General features: G+C 43.5%; 15 protein-coding genes. All 15 read left to right on the top strand.

Annotation, left to right across the window (positions count from 1 at the left end):
- Positions 1 to 108 precede the first annotated feature (108 nt).
- The 15 genes from trxB to BM377_RS04005 all read left to right on the top strand — a co-directional run bounded on the left by trxB (position 109) and on the right by BM377_RS04005 (position 16,945).
- Positions 109 to 1,050, top strand: a complete 942-nt coding sequence (gene trxB / locus BM377_RS04075; protein ID WP_092244113.1) for a thioredoxin-disulfide reductase — start codon at positions 109 to 111, stop codon at positions 1,048 to 1,050.
- A gap of 69 nt (positions 1,051 to 1,119) precedes the next feature.
- A complete protein-coding gene (locus BM377_RS04070) occupies positions 1,120 to 2,451 on the top strand; it encodes a C40 family peptidase (RefSeq protein ID WP_242948084.1) in 1,332 nt (443 codons plus the stop codon).
- Positions 2,452 to 2,857: 406 nt separating this feature from the next.
- Entirely contained in the window at positions 2,858 to 3,388 is a 531-nt protein-coding gene (gene hpf / locus BM377_RS04065) for a ribosome hibernation-promoting factor, HPF/YfiA family (protein ID WP_092244110.1), read from the top strand.
- Between the two features lie 44 nt (positions 3,389 to 3,432).
- Positions 3,433 to 5,472 (top strand): CotH kinase family protein, encoded by a 2,040-nt coding sequence (locus BM377_RS04060; RefSeq protein WP_177223788.1) that lies wholly within the window; start codon positions 3,433 to 3,435, stop codon positions 5,470 to 5,472.
- Positions 5,473 to 5,653: 181 nt separating this feature from the next.
- Positions 5,654 to 6,844 carry an acetyl-CoA C-acetyltransferase gene (locus BM377_RS04055; protein ID WP_092244105.1) on the top strand — a complete coding sequence of 397 codons (1,191 nt, stop codon included), beginning with the start codon at positions 5,654 to 5,656 and terminating at the stop codon, positions 6,842 to 6,844.
- 83 nt (positions 6,845 to 6,927) lie between these two features.
- Positions 6,928 to 7,722: an enoyl-CoA hydratase-related protein gene (locus BM377_RS04050; protein WP_026514595.1), complete on the top strand. Its 795-nt coding sequence runs from the start codon at positions 6,928 to 6,930 to the stop codon at positions 7,720 to 7,722.
- A 55-nt stretch (positions 7,723 to 7,777) separates the two neighbouring features.
- Complete coding sequence (locus tag BM377_RS04045) at positions 7,778 to 8,650, top strand: 3-hydroxyacyl-CoA dehydrogenase family protein (RefSeq protein ID WP_092244102.1); 873 nt, start codon at positions 7,778 to 7,780, stop codon at positions 8,648 to 8,650.
- Positions 8,651 to 8,684: 34 nt separating this feature from the next.
- Entirely contained in the window at positions 8,685 to 9,845 is a 1,161-nt protein-coding gene (locus BM377_RS04040) for an acyl-CoA dehydrogenase (protein ID WP_092244099.1), read from the top strand.
- A gap of 139 nt (positions 9,846 to 9,984) precedes the next feature.
- The gene (locus BM377_RS04035) at positions 9,985 to 10,776 is read left to right on the top strand and encodes an electron transfer flavoprotein subunit beta/FixA family protein (protein WP_092244096.1); all 792 of its coding nucleotides are present in this window, start codon (positions 9,985 to 9,987) and stop codon (positions 10,774 to 10,776) included.
- Between the two features lie 28 nt (positions 10,777 to 10,804).
- Complete coding sequence (locus BM377_RS04030) at positions 10,805 to 11,854, top strand: electron transfer flavoprotein subunit alpha/FixB family protein (RefSeq protein WP_092244093.1); 1,050 nt, start codon at positions 10,805 to 10,807, stop codon at positions 11,852 to 11,854.
- 143 nt (positions 11,855 to 11,997) lie between these two features.
- A complete protein-coding gene (locus BM377_RS04025) occupies positions 11,998 to 13,008 on the top strand; it encodes an energy-coupling factor ABC transporter permease (protein ID WP_092244090.1) in 1,011 nt (336 codons plus the stop codon).
- Positions 13,008 to 13,787, top strand: a complete 780-nt coding sequence (cbiQ, locus tag BM377_RS04020; RefSeq protein ID WP_092244087.1) for a cobalt ECF transporter T component CbiQ — start codon at positions 13,008 to 13,010, stop codon at positions 13,785 to 13,787. Before BM377_RS04025 ends, cbiQ begins: the two co-directional genes overlap by 1 nt.
- Positions 13,784 to 14,503 carry an energy-coupling factor ABC transporter ATP-binding protein gene (locus BM377_RS04015; protein ID WP_092244084.1) on the top strand — a complete coding sequence of 240 codons (720 nt, stop codon included), beginning with the start codon at positions 13,784 to 13,786 and terminating at the stop codon, positions 14,501 to 14,503. The genes cbiQ and BM377_RS04015 overlap by 4 nt, the downstream gene beginning before the upstream one ends.
- A gap of 90 nt (positions 14,504 to 14,593) precedes the next feature.
- Positions 14,594 to 15,781, top strand: coding sequence for an acetyl-CoA C-acetyltransferase (locus BM377_RS04010; protein WP_092244081.1), 1,188 nt, complete (start codon positions 14,594 to 14,596; stop codon positions 15,779 to 15,781).
- A gap of 24 nt (positions 15,782 to 15,805) precedes the next feature.
- Positions 15,806 to 16,945, top strand: a complete 1,140-nt coding sequence (locus BM377_RS04005) for an HD domain-containing phosphohydrolase (protein WP_092244079.1) — start codon at positions 15,806 to 15,808, stop codon at positions 16,943 to 16,945.
- Positions 16,946 to 16,952 lie beyond the last annotated feature (7 nt).

Below are 16,952 nucleotides of genomic sequence, written 5' to 3'. Positions count from 1 at the left end.
AAAAGACTTTACAAACAACAAAACAGTGATACAATTAAATTGTACGCAATTTAAATAAAAGAGATAAATATGTCTCTTGAAGAGTTTCATTGTTTAAGGAGGTCAATTATGTACGATCTTATAATAATCGGATCCGGCCCCGCAGGTCTTTCTGCGGCTGTTTATGCAAAGAGAGCCGGACTTAACATGCTTATAATAGAAAAGAATCCCGTGAGTGGCGGGCAGATAATCGATACCTACGAGGTTGACAATTATCTGGGAATTCCGGGTGTCAACGGGTTTGATCTTGCCATGAAATTCAGAGAGCATGCCGACAAGCTCGGAGCCGAGTTTGCTGATGGAACAGTGACAGGCATCGAATGTGTTGAAAAGGGCTCTGATACCATGGCTCCTGTTTATAAGATTAAGACGGATTCGGGAGATTACGAGACACATACTGTAATCCTTGCCACTGGTGCACATTATTCCAAGCTTGGTATTCCCGGCGAGGAAGAATATATCGGCAAAGGCGTTTCATACTGCGCGACTTGCGACGGTGCGTTCTACAGAGGAAAGGTGACCGCGGTTAACGGCGGAGGAGATGTTGCCGTTGAGGATGCGATCTTCTTATCCAGATTTGCAGAAAAGGTTTATCTTATTCACAGAAGAGATGAACTCAGAGCGGCCAAGATACTTCAGGATGAACTTTTTGGCATAAAGAATATCGAAGTGATCTGGGACAGTGTGGTAAAAGAGATCAGAGGCGAAGATAAAGTTAATCGTCTTCTTATAGAAAACGTTAATAATAAAGAAGAAAAGGAACTTTCCGTCGACGGTATCTTTGTTGCAATCGGTATACATCCTTCTACGGATGTCTTTGCGGATATTGTGAAATGTGATGAAAACGGCTATGTGATCGCGGGTGAAGACGGAGCTACAAATACCCCCGGAATTTTCGTTGCGGGAGACTCCAGAAAAAAGAGACTACGCCAGGTAGTTACAGCGGTTGCGGACGGTGCAAATACTGTTACAAGTGTACAAGATTTCCTTGTCGGAAAGGCTAAAAGTTGACATAATAGCCAAAATAACGTATTCTAAAAGGGTGCAACTTTTAATTGGCAGATAGTTTGGAGGTTTTTATTGAGTAAAAAAGCTATGCGGATCGCGGTCTTTTCTGCCGCATCTATCATAACATTTGCAAATATAAATAATGTTTCATATGCGGCATCGGGTAAGGTTTCCAGCGTTCTTCCGCAGGCGGGCATAACATACGCCTTAGGAAACGATCAGGTATCACTTTCCAATCTTCAGCAGTCTTTGGAAGATGACACCAAGGATTCTAAAGCTGAAACTTCTATTTCAGGTGTCAGCAAATCCGTTGTGGAAGACATAGAGTCTTCTGAAGCGGTTACGGATGAGACTCCTTCAGCTTCTAACATTACTGATAGCATCCTTAAAGATATTCAGTCTGCAACAGGAGCTGTAATTGATAAGAAGACAGAGGAGCAGAAGTCAGAAGAAGAGAAAGAGGAAGAACTTTTTAAGACTCTTGTTATCGCTCAGGTCGATCATTATGTTAATGTAAGAGACAACCCGAGTGAAGAAGGCGAGATAGTCGGTAAATTATATGATAAATCCGTTGGTACTTTCATAGAGGAAGACAACGGTTGGTACAAGATCAAGTCAGGTAAGGTAGAGGGATACGTTAAGGCAGAGTTCTGTGTGACAGGTGATGAAGCCGTTGAGCTTGCCAAGAAGGTCGGCACAAGAATGGCTACCGTTACAACAACAACTCTTCATGTAAGAAGCGGCCCGAGTACCGATGACAGTGTAATTGAACTTATTCCTATAGATGATGAACTTGTTGTAGACGAAGAACTTGACGGATGGGTTAAGGTTAACGTCGAGGAAGGTGAAGGATACGTTTCTACTGATTATGTAAGACTTTGGACAGACTTTGTACAGGCTGAATCCAAGGCAGAAGAGGAAGCGCGTCTTGCTAAGGAGAAGGCAGCCAGAGAGGCAGCCAATAAAGCGGCTAAGGCTAATACTTCCAAAGATAAAGCAGATGGAGGAAACTCCGGTAAATCATACAATTCAGCTGCTTCATACACAACAGAGAGCAGCTCGATCGGTGCAGCCGTTGCTCAGTATGCTCAGCAGTTTGTAGGAAATCCTTATGTATATGGTGGATCGTCACTTACAAACGGAACCGATTGCTCAGGATTTGTTATGAGTGTATATGCTAACTTTGGTGTAAGCTTACCTCACAGTTCAGGTGCTGACAGAAGTCAGGGTTCAGCGGTTGACGGACTTGCCAATGCGCAGCCTGGTGATATTGTTTGCTACTCAGGTCACGTTGGTATCTATATCGGTGGCGGACAGATTGTACATGCATCAACTGCCAAGACAGGTATCAAGATATCGGATGCATCCTATCGTCCGGTACTTGCCGTAAGAAGAATATTCTAATAATCAAGAGCTCCTTGTTACACACAAGGAGCTCTTTTTTCAAGTCCTAAATTCATTCATTCTATATTTTCTCCATTATGCACATAAAGCCAAATGTCAACTGGGTTTGCAAAGTTTTTTGCCTTATTTTTTTGAAAAAGTTATCCACAATTTTTTTGAAAAAAATGGCTAAAAATGAACTTATACACGAAGTTATCCACTTTATCCACAACATGCTGATTAAAAAGTATATTTTATACAATGGAAAACAGCGGATATTTTATTGTGCATTTTTTACAAAAAGCGATATTCAGGGGGAAGTTTGTGCATCAAATGGCTCTTATAAATTGCATACCCGCTTCATAAAATGATATACTGTATATATACAAAAAACGGCTCTTTTAGCCGCAGTAAAGGGGATGATTGCATGAAATTTACTATCATTGGAAAGAACATCAATGTAACACCCGGATTGAAGGCAGCAGTCGAGGAGAAAATCGGAAAGCTTGAGAAGTATTTCACTCCCGATACTATTGCCAACGTCACATTAAATGTCGATAAGGAGAGACATAAGATTGAGGTTACCATTCCTGTTAAAGGCAAGATCATTCGTGCCGAGCAGGTAAGCAATGATATGTATGTATCTATTGACCTTGTAGAAGAGATCATTGAAAGACAGCTCAAAAAGTATAAGAGCAAACTTGTTGACAAGCAGCAGGCTGAGGCCAGCAACTTTAAAAAAGAATATATCGAGAGCGAGTATATGGATGAAGAAGCCATTCGCATCGAAAGAATGAAGAAATTCGATCCCAAGCCTATGTATGCTGAGGATGCATGCGTACAGATGGAACTTTTGGGACACAACTTCTTTGTGTTTGTTAATGCAGAGACCGATCAGGTTAATGTAGTATATAAGAGAAAGGGCAACACATACGGATTGATCGAACCTGAATTATGATACGTACATTTTTCTCTAACAGATACAAGAGGATAGGCTTACTCATGGGGTTGCTGACAGCCGGCGCAGCAACCCTTTTTTATTGTGAGCAAAAAGATGATGAGCCTATTATTTCCATAAACGAAGTGTGTGGAAATAATTTTTCGATCGCCGCGGATGAAAACGGCGATTATTCCGATTATATAGAAATCTTTAATTCCTCGAACGAGGAGATCGACAAGGACTATTATCTGTCCGATTCCAAGAAAGAACTTAAGAAGATAAAGATCGAGACGCCAATCGCTCCGGGTGAGCATAGGATAATTTGGCTGCCCAAAGAGGGAGCGCCTTTTAATATAGATAAAAACGGTGAAACTGTTTATCTGAGCACAGACGGAGGACGCGTGATTGATGCGATCGCCGTTCCGCTTCTTTCATATGATGTTTCTTTTGCACGGAAAAAAGATGGATTTGGAAGTTTTGAAACTCTTACCGGTACGCCCGGAGAGTCTAATGGCGGCGCCAAGGCCATTGAGACTGAGTATATAGATGAACCGAAGTTTTCCATAGAAGATGGCTTTTATAAAGAAGGAACGGAGCTAAAACTTTCCGCAGGTATTTTTGATTCTGTTTACTACACCGATGACGGAAGCGAACCCACGGAAAATTCAAATAAATACAAAGAGCCTATAAAGCTCTATGATGCAAGTGACAAAGACAACATATACGCTAACGAGGTAATGTATCCGACCTACAAGGCGCCTGATTACAAGGTGGATAAGGCGAACGTTATCAAGGCGGTTGCTGTCAACAAGTTCACGGGTAAAAAGAGCAAAGTGGTAAGCCATGTGTATTTTGTTGGATTTGATGATAAGCCTGAGTATGATGGCGTAGAGATAATGTCTCTTGTGATGGATCCGGACAGCCTTTTTGACCATGACAAAGGCATTTACACGCTTGGTAAAAAATATGACGAATACAAGAAGCTAGGTGGATTCGAGAATATACCGGATGATGAAGTGCCTTCAAGCTTTATAGATGAGAACGGTGAGGAAGTCTATAGATTTTACTACACTAATTCCGCATATACAGGACGAGAGTGGGAACGACGTGCCGATATGACTATGTTTGATGATAAGCGAAAGATCACCGACAAAAAGGATATCGGAGTAAGGATTTCGGGAGAGTCGACGCGCTTTGTTTATCAGAAATCGCTTAATCTTTTTGCGAGAAAAATATACTCTGACGAGAACTCTTTTTCCTGTGGCTTCTATGAAAATGAAAAGAAAATGAGGCTCAGGAAGGGCGACGGAAGGATAGTGTATCAGGAAGCGTTTCTTCATGCGGTTCTCGATGATATGAATATCGCAAATTGGAGATCGCGCCCTTGCGTGCTGTTTCTTAACGGTGAATATTGGGGAGTGTACACTCTTCGCGAACAATATGATGAAGAGTATTTTGAGAATTATTATGATATCCTGCCGGAAGATCTTTACCTTATTAAGAACTCGGAAGCCGAGACAGGCGGAGATGCGGCATTGGATGATTACAGAAAATCTATTGATGCGCTTGCGTATTACGATCTTTCCGATGAAGAAAAATACAAATTGATCGAGTCTTACATTGATATAGACAGCATGATCGATTATTATTGCTTCCTTTTATTCTTTAATGATGAGGATATAGATCCCGATCACAATCAGCTGCTCTACAAAGATGATGAAAGCGGTTGGAAGTGGGCAGGTTATGATCTGGATATTACCTGCGGCGATCCTTCTTTTAACACGATTTCTTTTTACAGAGATAAAGGAGAAAAGATGTTTCTTCCGGGATGCCTTTATGAAAGGGAAGACTTTAAGGACAGGTTTAGAGATAAGATGGATCACCTTTTGGGAAGTGAATTCTCATATGAAGTTTTGCATCGGAAGTTGATGGAATGGGATGCTATATATAGGAAGCAGAACATCGAAACGGTCAGAAGGTTCGAAAAATCCGATTACAGTGAAGCCGAATATGAAAAAGATCTTTTGGAACTCGACAACTTTTTTAAAGAAAGAGGAGCGTATATTAAAGAGTATTTAGAGGAAGATTTAGTACAGTATTGATAATCCGCACAACATGATGTGTAGTGGAAGAAGCCCGTTCTTTTCCTTGCATTTGAATGGGTGGTATGCTAAAATAAACCTGTTCTGATAAAAATTTGTCAATCAGATCGAAAATGAAAAATAAATAAGAAAATACAAATTAAAAAGGGCGATAAACGCCCACAAACGGAGGTATTACGTTATGGCACAGAAGGTAGTATTAGCAGGCGCATGCAGAACCGCCATCGGCAAAATGGGCGGAGCACTCAGTGGCACTCCTGCAGCTGAACTTGGTTCAATCGTTATCAAGGAGGCACTTAATCGTGCAGGTGTTAAACCTGAGCAGGTTGATGAAGTACTTATGGGATGCGTTATCCAGGCAGGTCTCGGACAGAACGTTGCAAGACAGGCTTCAATCAAGGCAGGTCTTCCTATTGAGACTCCTGCAGTTACACTCAATGTAGTATGCGGCTCAGGCCTTAACTGTGTTAACATGGCAGCCGACCTTATCAAGGCAGGCGAGGCTGATATAGTAGTAGCAGGCGGTATGGAGAACATGTCAATGGCTCCTTACGCACTTCCCAACGCCCGTTTCGGATATCGTATGAACAACGGAACTGTTGTTGATACAATGGTAAACGATGCTCTTACAGATGCATTCAATCACTATCACATGATGATCACAGCAGAGAATATCTGCGACAGATGGAACCTCACAAGAGAAGAGCTTGACGCATTCTCAGCTAATTCTCAGCAGAAGTGCGAGAAGGCTATGGCAGACGGCAAGTTCAACGATGAGATCGTTCCCGTTCCCGTAAAGGTTAAAAAAGAAATCGTAGACTTCAAGGTTGATGAGGGCCCTCGTGCCGGCACAACAGCTGAGTCTCTTTCAAAGCTTAAATGCTGCTCAGGAAAAGAAGGCGGACTTGTAACAGCAGGTAACGCTTCGGGTATTAACGACGGTGCAGCTGCTATCGTTGTTATGAGCGAAGAGAAGGCTAAAGAGCTCGGAATCAAGCCTATGGCTACATGGGTAGGCGGAGCACTTGCAGGTGTTGAGCCCGAGGTTATGGGTATCGGCCCTGTTGCAGCTACAAACAAGGTTCTTAAGAAGACAGGTCTTTCACTTGACAATATCGATCTTATCGAGGCTAACGAGGCTTTCGCAGCACAGTCTGTTGCTGTAGCTAAGGATCTTGGCTTTGATATGAACAAGGTTAACGTTAACGGTGGCGCTATCGCACTCGGACATCCCGTAGGAGCTTCAGGATGCCGTATTCTTGTAACTCTTCTTCACGAGATGGGCAGAAGAGCTGATGCTAAGAAGGGTCTTGCAACTCTTTGCATCGGTGGCGGAATGGGATGCGCTACTATCGTTGAAAGGTACGAATAATTCTATAAATAAATGACGCGATAGTCTGCCGTGTTTTTCAGGGCAGACTATTGTGCGCTCAAATACACAAAGGAGATGAAAACATGAGTTTTGTAAATTGCGAAGTTAAAGACAAAATCGCTGTTATAACCATCAATCGTCCTGAAGCGCTCAACGCGCTTAACTCACAGGTTCTTGATGATCTTGGCGCTGCTTTTGACAGCATTGACGTTAATGTTGTAAGAGCCGTTGTTCTTACAGGTGCCGGAGACAAGTCATTCGTTGCAGGTGCAGACATCGGAGAGATGAGCACACTTACTAAGGCTGAGGGTGAAGCTTTCGGTAAGAAGGGTAACGATGTATTCCGTAAGATTGAGGAGTTCCCTCTCCCTGTTATTGCGGCAGTTAACGGATTCGCACTTGGCGGCGGATGTGAGATCTCAATGAGCTGCGATATTCGTATCTGCTCAGAGAATGCTATGTTCGGTCAGCCTGAGGTTGGTCTCGGAATCACACCCGGATTTGGCGGAACACAGAGACTTGCACGTCTCATCGGCGCAGGAATGGCTAAGCAGCTTATCTACACAGCACGAAACATCAAGGCAGATGAGGCTTACAGAATCGGTCTTGTAAATGCTGTATATCCTCAGGAAGAGCTCCTTGCAGCTGCTGAGAAGATGGCATCACAGATCGCTGCAAACGCTCCTATCGCAGTACGCGCTTGCAAGAAGGCTATCAACGACGGCCTTCAGACAGATATCGATGCAGCACTTGTTATCGAGGAGAAGCTTTTTGGTTCTTGCTTCGAGACAGAGGATCAGAAAGAGGGAATGGCTAACTTCCTCAGAAAGAAAGACGATCCCAAGAAGGTTAAGGTCGTAGACTTCAAGAACGCATAAATACGCGAAACAATCACATTAACATAGACAATGATAATTTAAGGAGGATTTTAAAATGAAGGTAGCTGTTATTGGCGCAGGTACAATGGGCTCAGGAATTGCTCAGACATTTGCTCAGGCTGATAGCGTAGAGAAGGTTTATCTTTGCGACATCAAGACTGAGTTTGCAGAAGGTGGATTTGCTAAGATCAAGAAGGGTCTTGATAAGCAGGTTGCTAAGGGAAAGAAGACTCAGGAAGAGGCTGATAAGATCACAGGTAAGATTCAGACAGGTCTTAACGACATCTGTGCTGATGCAGATCTTGTTGTAGAGGCTGCTCTTGAGGTTATGGATATTAAGAAGAACCTTTTCAAGGAGCTTCAGGATAACATCGTTAAGAACCCTGATTGCATTTTCGCATCAAACACATCATCACTTTCAATCACAGAGATTGGTTCAGGACTTTCAAAGCCCATCATCGGAATGCACTTCTTCAATCCCGCTCCTGTTATGAAGCTTATTGAGGTTATCCAGGGTGCCAACACTCCCGATGACATGGTTGAGAAGATCAACAAGATCTCAGTAGACCTTGGCAAGACTCCTGTACAGGTTAACGAGGCAGCAGGTTTCGTTGTTAACAGAATTCTTGTTCCTATGATCAACGAAGGTATCTTCGTATATTCAGAAGGCGTTGCAGATATCCAGGGTATCGACACAGCTATGAAGCTTGGATGTAACCATCCTATGGGACCCCTTGAGCTCGGCGATTACATCGGACTTGATATCGTTCTTGCTATCATGGACGTTCTCTATGCAGAGACAGGTGATTCCAAGTATCGTGCTTGCCCTCTTCTTCGTAAGATGGTTCGCGGTAAGAAGCTCGGCGTTAAGACCGGAATCGGATTCTACAACTACGCAGACGGAAATAAGGTTCCCACTGATAAATAAAAATATTTATATATAAAAATTGGAGGAAATAATAATGGATTTTCAGCTTGATCAGCAACATGAAATGGCGAGAGCTCTTTTCAAAGAATTCGCAGAAAAAGAAGTTAAGCCACATGCAATAGACGTTGATGAGACAGAGGAATTCCCTATCGAGACTGTAAAGAAAATGCAGAAGTACGGTTTCATGGGTATTCCGATTCCCAAGGAGTACGGCGGACAGGGATGTGATCCCCTTACATACGCTATGTGTGTAGAGGAGCTTGCTAAGGTATGCGGAACAACCGCAGTTATCGTATCAGCTCACACATCACTTTGCTGTGATCCTATCATGACTTATGGTACAGAAGAGCAGAAGCAGAAGTACCTTGTTCCCCTTGCAAAGGGTGAGAAGCTCGGTGCTTTCGGTCTTACAGAGCCCATGGCAGGAACAGACGCTCAGGGCGTTCAGACTAAGGCTGTTCTTACAGAAGACGGTAAGGAGTGGATCCTTAACGGTTCTAAGTGCTTTATCACAAACGGTGAGGTTGCTGATGTTTACATCATCATCGCTTACACAGATATCGTAGAAGACAAGAAGGGAAGAAAGCAGAAGAAGTTCTCAGCATTTATCGTTGAGAAGGGAACTCCCGGATTCACATTCGGAACAAAGGAGAACAAGATGGGTATCCGCGGTTCTTCTACATATGAGCTTATCTTCCAGGATTGCCATATTCCTGCTGAGAACATTCTCGGTGCAAGAGGAAAGGGCTTCAACATCGCTATGCACACTCTTGACGGTGGACGTATCGGTATCGCTGCTCAGGCTCTTGGTATCGCTGAGGGCGCTCTTGACAGAACAGTTGAGTATGTAAAAGAGAGAAAGCAGTTCGGCAGAGCAATCGGCGCTTTCCAGAACACACAGTTCCAGCTTGCTAACATGGCTACACAGTGCGAGGCAGCAAGACTCCTTGTATATCAGGCTGCAGATGCTAAGAAGAACCAGGCTTACTACGGCGTAGAGGCTGCTAAGGCTAAGTTGTTCGCAGCAGAAGTTGCTATGGATGTTACTACCAAGGCTGTACAGCTCCATGGTGGTTACGGTTACATCAGAGAGTACGAAGTTGAGCGTATGATGCGTGACGCTAAGATCACAGAGATCTACGAGGGAACATCCGAAGTTCAGAGAATGGTTATCTCTGGAGCTCTACTTAAGTAATCACTTGGCGAGGTTCTTTTCGGCTGTGAGAACCTGACGAAGTGTTTTTGAGTCTGGTTCGAACGTGTTATACCGAGTGAAAACGAGGTATAACTTCCTTGATATGGTATTGTGACAAAATAAATAAGGAGAAAAAATAATGAAAATTGTTGTTTGCATTAAGCAGGTTCCCGATACAAAGGGCGGCGTTAAATTCAAACCCGATGGAACATTGGATAGAGGTGCTATGCTTGCAATCATGAATCCTGATGACAAAGCAGGACTTGAGGCAGCCCTCAGATTAAAAGATCAGTATGGCGCAGAGGTTACAGTTCTTACAATGGGACTTCCCAAGGCTGACGCTGTACTTAGAGAAGCATTTGCAATGGGTGCCGACAAGGCAATCCTTGTAACAGACAGAGTACTTGGTGGTGCCGACACATGGGCAACATCATCTACAATCGCAGGTGCTATCAGAAATCTTGAGTATGATCTCATCATCACAGGCCGTCAGGCTATCGACGGAGATACAGCTCAGGTTGGACCTCAGATCTCTGAGCACCTTAACCTTCCTGTTATCTCATACGCAGAAGAGATCAAAGTTGACGAGAAGGCTAAGACTGTTGAAGTTAAGAGACAGTTCGAGGACAGATATCACATCGTTAAGGCTAAGATGCCTTGCCTTGTAACAGCTCTTTCAGAGCTTAACGAGCCCAGATATATGACTCCCGGCGGAATTTTCGATGCATTCGAGAAGGAAGTTACAGTATGGGGCAGAAATGACCTTAAGGACGTTGACGATTCAAACCTTGGTCTTAAGGGTTCACCTACACAGATCGCAAAGGCTTCAGATAAGGTTAAGAAGGGACAGGGAGAAAAGGTTGCTCCCGACTCAGTTGATGAGGCAGTTGATTATATCGTAGGTAAACTTACAGAGAAACACGTAATCTAATATTTATTAAAAGATAAGGAGAAGAGTCATGTCTTTAGAAGAATATAAAGGTGTATTTATATTTGCTCAGCAGGTAGACAATGAACTTTCAAGCATTGCACTTGAGCTTCTGGGCAAAGCAAAGAATCTTGCAGAAGATCTTGATGAGAAAAAAGTAACTGCTGTATTACTTGGTAGCGGTGTGAAGGGACTTTCAGACAAGCTTGCCGAGTATGGCGCAGACAGAGTAATCGTAGTAGACGATCCTGCTCTTAAAGATTACAGAACAGAGCCTTACACACACGCTCTTGCATCTGTTATTAACGAGTTTAAGCCTGAGATCCTTCTTGTAGGTGCTACAGCCATTGGTAGAGACCTTGGCCCCAGAGTATCTTCAAGAGTACATACAGGACTTACAGCTGACTGTACAAGTCTTGATATCGGTGATTTCCCGCTTAACGCTGTTCCCGGACAGGAGCAGAAACACAAACAGCTTCTTATGACACGTCCTGCTTTCGGTGGAAACACAATCGCTACAATTGCATGCCCTGACTTCCGTCCTCAGATGGCTACGGTTCGTCCCGGCGTTATGCAGAAGATTGATCCTATCAAGGGCGCTAAGGCTGAGATAGTTGAGTTCAATCCCGGATTCGAAGAGAACAACTGCTATACAGAGATCCTTAAGATCGTTAAGGAGGCTTCAAGCGTAGCTGATATCCAGGGAGCTAAGATTCTTGTATCAGGCGGACGTGGAGTTGGTTCAGCAGAGAACTTCAAGCTTCTTGATGACCTTGCAGAGGCACTTGGCGGAACAGTTTCCTGCTCACGTGCAGTTGTAGATTCAGGCTGGAAGCCCAAGGATCTTCAGGTTGGACAGACAGGTAAGACAGTTCGTCCCGCTCTTTACTTTGCTATCGGTATTTCAGGTGCTATCCAGCACGTAGCAGGTATGGAAGAGTCTGACATCATCATCGCTATCAACAAGGATGAGAATGCTCCTATCTTTGATGTAGCTGATTATGGTGTAGTAGGAGATCTTAACAAGATCGTTCCCGCTCTTACAAAGAAGATCAAAGAATCTCTTGCAGCAAAAAAGTAATCACGAAGTGATTGCGGAACTACCTTATACAATAGTTTATTGCGTCGCAATCCCCCTAGGGGGGTTGCGGCGCTATTTTTCTATAACTATACTTTTGATGAGATTAAAACTAAACTCAGAAAAGTATTTGGAGGAAAAATATCATGCATATGGCGGATGCTCTAATTGCTCCTGCGGTTGCCGGAACAATGTATGTTTTATCTACAGGAGCGGCAGGCGTTTCTGTAAAGAAAGTAAGAGAGGAAAGCGACGAATCCAAGATTCCTGTAATGGGTGTCATGGGAGCTTTTGTGTTTGCAACGCAGATGCTTAATTTCACGATTCCCGGAACAGGTTCTTCGGGACATCTTTGCGGAGGAATGATGCTTTCCGCACTTTTGGGACCCTATGCGGGATTCCTTACAATGATAGGAGTACTGCTTGTCCAGTGTCTTTTGTTTGCTGACGGCGGACTTATGGCGCTGGGATGTAATGTTTGGAATATGGCTTTTTACGGGTGCTTTGTAGGAGCGCTGCTCATATGGCGTCCAATAATGAAGAAAGGAGCTTCGAGAGCCAAGATAATTCTCGCATCGATATTGGGATGCGTTCTTACCTTGCAGCTTGGTGCATTCTCGGTTACACTTGAAACATTGATATCGGGAATTACGGAGCTTCCGTTTTCGACTTTTGTAGCAACAATGCAGCCGATTCACCTTGCTATCGGTTTTGTTGAAGGACTTATTACATCAGCAGTCCTTATCTTTATATATGAAGCAAGACCTGAGCTTCTTTGGGGCGTTGGCGAGGCTTCGGAAAAGAAGGAAGCAAAGTTATCCTTAAAGAAAACAATCATAGTATTGGCAGTGGCAGCACTTATCTGCGGAGGATTTGTATCACTTTATGCATCGGCATTCCCTGACGGACTTGAATGGTCTATGGAGCAGGTTGCCGGAACATCAGAGCTTGAAGCAGAAGGAACGGTATATGAGACTGCGGAATCCATTCAGGAGACCACATCTCTTTTACCCGACTATGCATTCCCTGACAGTGAAGCAGCCGTTGGAACAAGCTTCTCAGGCATAGTTGGAGCTATCCTTGTTGCAGCACTTTCGGCTGTATTCTGCTATGTTTTCAGGTTCTTTAGGAAAAAGACAGAGACTAAAACAGCTTAATGAATTCTATTGAAAAAAGACTTGTTGAATTAAATAAACTTCAGGATCTTCAGCAGCGTTCCCATTGGATGAATAACCTTCATCCTCTGGGGAAGCTGCTTATTAGCGTTATTTACATTTTTTTGGTCACATCAGTAGGAAAGTATGATATTGTTCCGCTGATTCTTTTGTCTGTATATATTATCTTTACTTTTATCATAGGCGAACTTTCTTTTAAAGATGGAATCTATAGAATGAGATTGATACTTCCGCTGGTTTTGTTTGTTGGAATATTCAATCCTTTCCTTGATAAGACTACGGTTATGATCGCGGGATATTCGGTTAGCGGCGGAATGGTCTCGATGCTTACTCTTATGATAAAAGGTCTTTATACGGTGCTGGCGGTCTATGCGCTCATTGCTACAACTTCCATAGACGATATCTGCTATGCGCTTAGAACGGTCAAAGTTCCCAAGATAATTGTAATTGTTATAATGCTGATATATAGATACATTGATGTTATGTCGAACGAAGCGGACAGGATATATACTGCTTACAGGCTGAGAGCTCCCGGACAAAAAGGAATAGAATACAGATCCTGGGGAACGCTTGTCGGACAGTGGCTCCTCCGAAGCATGGATAAAGCGAGGATTGTGTATGAGAGCATGCACCTTCGCGGATTCAAAGGAGATTTCATTCCCAAGAAAAAGGGAGTAAAAAAGATTGACGTTATCTATCCGATAGTGTGGGTGTTGATACTTTTGTTTATTAGATTTTATGCGGGAAGAGGTGTTTTATGAAGACCGGAGTAAGCGGAGAACTTCTGAATATTTCAGGACTTAGTTTTTCATATGAAAAAGATTCTGTTGTTTTAAAAGACATTTCTTTTACCGCGAATTACGGTGAAAGTATTGGACTTGTCGGCGCAAACGGAATAGGAAAATCCACACTCATGAAATTGATGGTGGGTCTGTTTCTTGATTATACCGGTGATATAACGGTTGCCGGGCATAAGATGAACAAAAAGAATCTGGATCACATAAGAGAACACATCGGATATGTTTTTCAGGATTCCGACAGCCAGCTCTTTTTAACAACGGTCGAAGACGACGTGGCTTTCGGCCCTCGTAATTACGGGCTTTCGGAAGAAGAGGTGGAAGAAAGAGTTTCCGAAGCTTTAAGACTTGTCGGAATAGAGAATCTTAGAGATAATAAGACGTACAAATTATCGGGCGGAGAAAAGAAACTTGCATCAATTGCTACGATTCTTTCGATGAAACCTGATATAATAATCATGGATGAGCCTTCAGTGGCCTTGGATCCGAGGAACAGAAGAAATCTGATTCAGGTTTTAAAGGGCATCGGCGGACTTAAGATAATTGCATCGCATGATCTTGATTTTGTCAGTAAGACCTGTGATAGAACAATTCTTTTGGATGAAGGAACTATCGTTTTTGACGGAAGGACAGAAGATGTCCTTGGAAACAGTGAACTACTAGAGGCGCACGGCCTTTAATGAGAAATTGTGTTCACACAAATACGTTGAGCACTAATCATTAAAGTGATAAAATAATAATTGGTATAGTGTATAAAATCGGAGGTAAGAATGGCTAGAAAAGTAGTACTTGCAGGTGCCTGCAGAACAGCAATAGGAACAATGGGTGGAGCGCTCAGCACAACACCGGCTCCGGCACTCGGAACAATTGTAATCAAGGAAGCATTAAACCGCGCGGGAGTTAAACCCGAGCAGGTTGATGAAGTATATATGGGATGCGTTATCCAGGCAGGACTTGGACAGAATCCCGCAAGACAGGCTGCATTAAATGCAGGAATACCCGTTGAGGTTCCCGCGACAACAATCAACGTACTTTGCGGATCGGGACTTCATTGTGTAAACCTTGCAGCTAAGCTCATTTCTATGGGTGACGCTGATATCATCGTAGCAGGCGGTATGGAGAACATGTCAATGGCTCCTTATCTTATGCAGCAGGGACGTTACGGATATCGTATGGGCTCCGGAGAGCTTCAGGATGCTATGATCAAGGACGCTCTTACAGATGCTTTCGGCGGATATCACATGGGTATCACAGCCGAGAATATCGCTGAGCAGTGGCATCTTACAAGAGAGCAGCTCGACGAGTTTGCGGCTTGGTCTCAGAACAAGGCTGAGAAGGCTATCGCAGACGGCAAGTTCAAGGAAGAGATCGTTCCCGTAGAGATTAAGAAAAAGAAAGAGACAATTATTTTTGATACGGATGAAGGCCCCAGAAGCGGAGTTACAGCTGAGGGAATCTCACATCTTAAGCCCGCGTTCAAAAAAGACGGTATGGTTACGGCAGCCAATTCTTCGGGAATTAACGACGCTGCATCTGCTATCATCGTAATGAGCGAAGAGAAGGCAAAAGAGCTTGGAGTAAAGCCACTCGGAACATGGATCGCAGGTGAGCTTGCAGGCGTAGAGCCCAGCATCATGGGTATCGGACCTGTAGCTGCTACAAATAAAGTTATGAAAAAATCTGGATATTCAATCGGAGACTTTGATCTTATCGAGGCTAACGAGGCATTTGCCGCACAGTCTGTAGCTGTTCAGCACGACCTTGGATTCTCCAATGATGTTCTTAATGTAAACGGCGGTGCTATCGCACTCGGACATCCCGTTGGATGCTCAGGAAACAGAATTCTTGTTTCTCTTCTTTATGAGATGCAGAGAAGAGATGCCAAAAAAGGACTTGCAACATTGTGCGTAGGCGGTGGAATGGGCTGCGCAGCAATTGTAGAAAAATACAGCAACTAATATATCCCTATTTTAGGAGGATTTATGGCAGAACGCTCAATCCTTGTCGTTGATGATAACGAGATCAACAGAGGAATACTGGGAGAAATATTCAAAGATAAATATAATATCCTTGAAGCCGGAGATGGCGTGCAAGCTATGAAGATGATTGAGGAAAACAAGGACAATCTTGCCGCTGTTTTGCTCGATATCATTATGCCTGAAATGGATGGCTATGCGGTTTTGGAAGCAATGGCGCAAAAGGATAATCTCAATGAGACTATTCCTGTTCTCATGATAACGGCGGACACTTCTACGGAAGCTGAACGTACAAGCTACCAGTACGGAGCGGCTGATGTTGTTCACAAGCCTTTTGATCCTGTTATCGTAAACAGGAGAGTGTCAAGAACGGTTGAGCTTTTCGACCGCAAGAATAATCTTGAAAAGCAGACAGACGATCAGACGAGAGTCTTAAAGAAGCAGTTTATCTATCTTAAAAAGCAGGAAGAAAAGCTTCGTTACAGCAATGAAAAAGTTATAGATACCATTGCGACTATCGTTGAGTTCAGAAATATGGAGTCCGGCTATCATCTTAAGAGGATCAAGGGCTTTGTAAGAATACTTGCTCTTACTGCAATGAATAACTATCCCAAGGTCGGGCTTACGCCTCATCTTATAGATGTTATCACGCAGGCATCGGCTATGCATGATATAGGTAAGATATCTGTTCCGGATTCCATTCTTTTGAAACCCGGAAGACTTACAAACGAAGAATTTGAGGTGATGAAGTCTCACACTACAAGGGGCTGCGAAGTAATAGAGATGCTCAAGGATATTCAGGACAAAGAGTACTATGAGATGTGTCTTGATATATGCAGGCATCATCATGAGAGATACGACGGTGGCGGATATCCTGACGGACTCGTAGGAGAAGACAACTCGATCGGTGCTCAGCTTACGGCTCTTGCCGATGTATATGACGCACTTGTAAGTGATCGTGTTTATAAATCCGCGTATCCTGTTGATAAGGCTTATGAGATGATAAAGAACGGCGAGTGCGGAGTCTTTTCACCTACATTACTTGCGTGCTTTGAGTTTGCAAGACCTGACATGGAGAAGCTTGTAGCTCAGACCAAAGCAGCTGAAGCTGCTATGAAGGGAAGCTATTCTCCGTACAGTAGCTGACAGTAAA

Source organism: Butyrivibrio sp. INlla21, from assembly GCF_900116875.1.
Classification (GTDB): domain Bacteria; phylum Bacillota; class Clostridia; order Lachnospirales; family Lachnospiraceae; genus Butyrivibrio.
Note: the sequence above shows the minus strand (reverse complement) of the source record. Positions and strands in the feature narration are given on the sequence as shown.

What these genes read in the sequence shown, in the direction of transcription:
- trxB (WP_092244113.1), top strand. Translation starts at nt 109, where the DNA reads ATGTACGATCTTATAATAATCGGATCCGGCCCCGCAGGTCTTTCTGCG.
- hpf (WP_092244110.1), top strand. Translation starts at nt 2,858, where the DNA reads ATGAAATTTACTATCATTGGAAAGAACATCAATGTAACACCCGGATTG.
- BM377_RS04060 (WP_177223788.1), top strand. Translation starts at nt 3,433, where the DNA reads ATGGGGTTGCTGACAGCCGGCGCAGCAACCCTTTTTTATTGTGAGCAA.
- BM377_RS04055 (WP_092244105.1), top strand. Translation starts at nt 5,654, where the DNA reads ATGGCACAGAAGGTAGTATTAGCAGGCGCATGCAGAACCGCCATCGGC.
- BM377_RS04050 (WP_026514595.1), top strand. Translation starts at nt 6,928, where the DNA reads ATGAGTTTTGTAAATTGCGAAGTTAAAGACAAAATCGCTGTTATAACC.
- BM377_RS04045 (WP_092244102.1), top strand. Translation starts at nt 7,778, where the DNA reads ATGAAGGTAGCTGTTATTGGCGCAGGTACAATGGGCTCAGGAATTGCT.
- BM377_RS04040 (WP_092244099.1), top strand. Translation starts at nt 8,685, where the DNA reads ATGGATTTTCAGCTTGATCAGCAACATGAAATGGCGAGAGCTCTTTTC.
- BM377_RS04035 (WP_092244096.1), top strand. Translation starts at nt 9,985, where the DNA reads ATGAAAATTGTTGTTTGCATTAAGCAGGTTCCCGATACAAAGGGCGGC.
- BM377_RS04030 (WP_092244093.1), top strand. Translation starts at nt 10,805, where the DNA reads ATGTCTTTAGAAGAATATAAAGGTGTATTTATATTTGCTCAGCAGGTA.
- BM377_RS04025 (WP_092244090.1), top strand. Translation starts at nt 11,998, where the DNA reads ATGCATATGGCGGATGCTCTAATTGCTCCTGCGGTTGCCGGAACAATG.
- cbiQ (WP_092244087.1), top strand. Translation starts at nt 13,008, where the DNA reads ATGAATTCTATTGAAAAAAGACTTGTTGAATTAAATAAACTTCAGGAT.
- BM377_RS04015 (WP_092244084.1), top strand. Translation starts at nt 13,784, where the DNA reads ATGAAGACCGGAGTAAGCGGAGAACTTCTGAATATTTCAGGACTTAGT.
- BM377_RS04010 (WP_092244081.1), top strand. Translation starts at nt 14,594, where the DNA reads ATGGCTAGAAAAGTAGTACTTGCAGGTGCCTGCAGAACAGCAATAGGA.
- BM377_RS04005 (WP_092244079.1), top strand. Translation starts at nt 15,806, where the DNA reads ATGGCAGAACGCTCAATCCTTGTCGTTGATGATAACGAGATCAACAGA.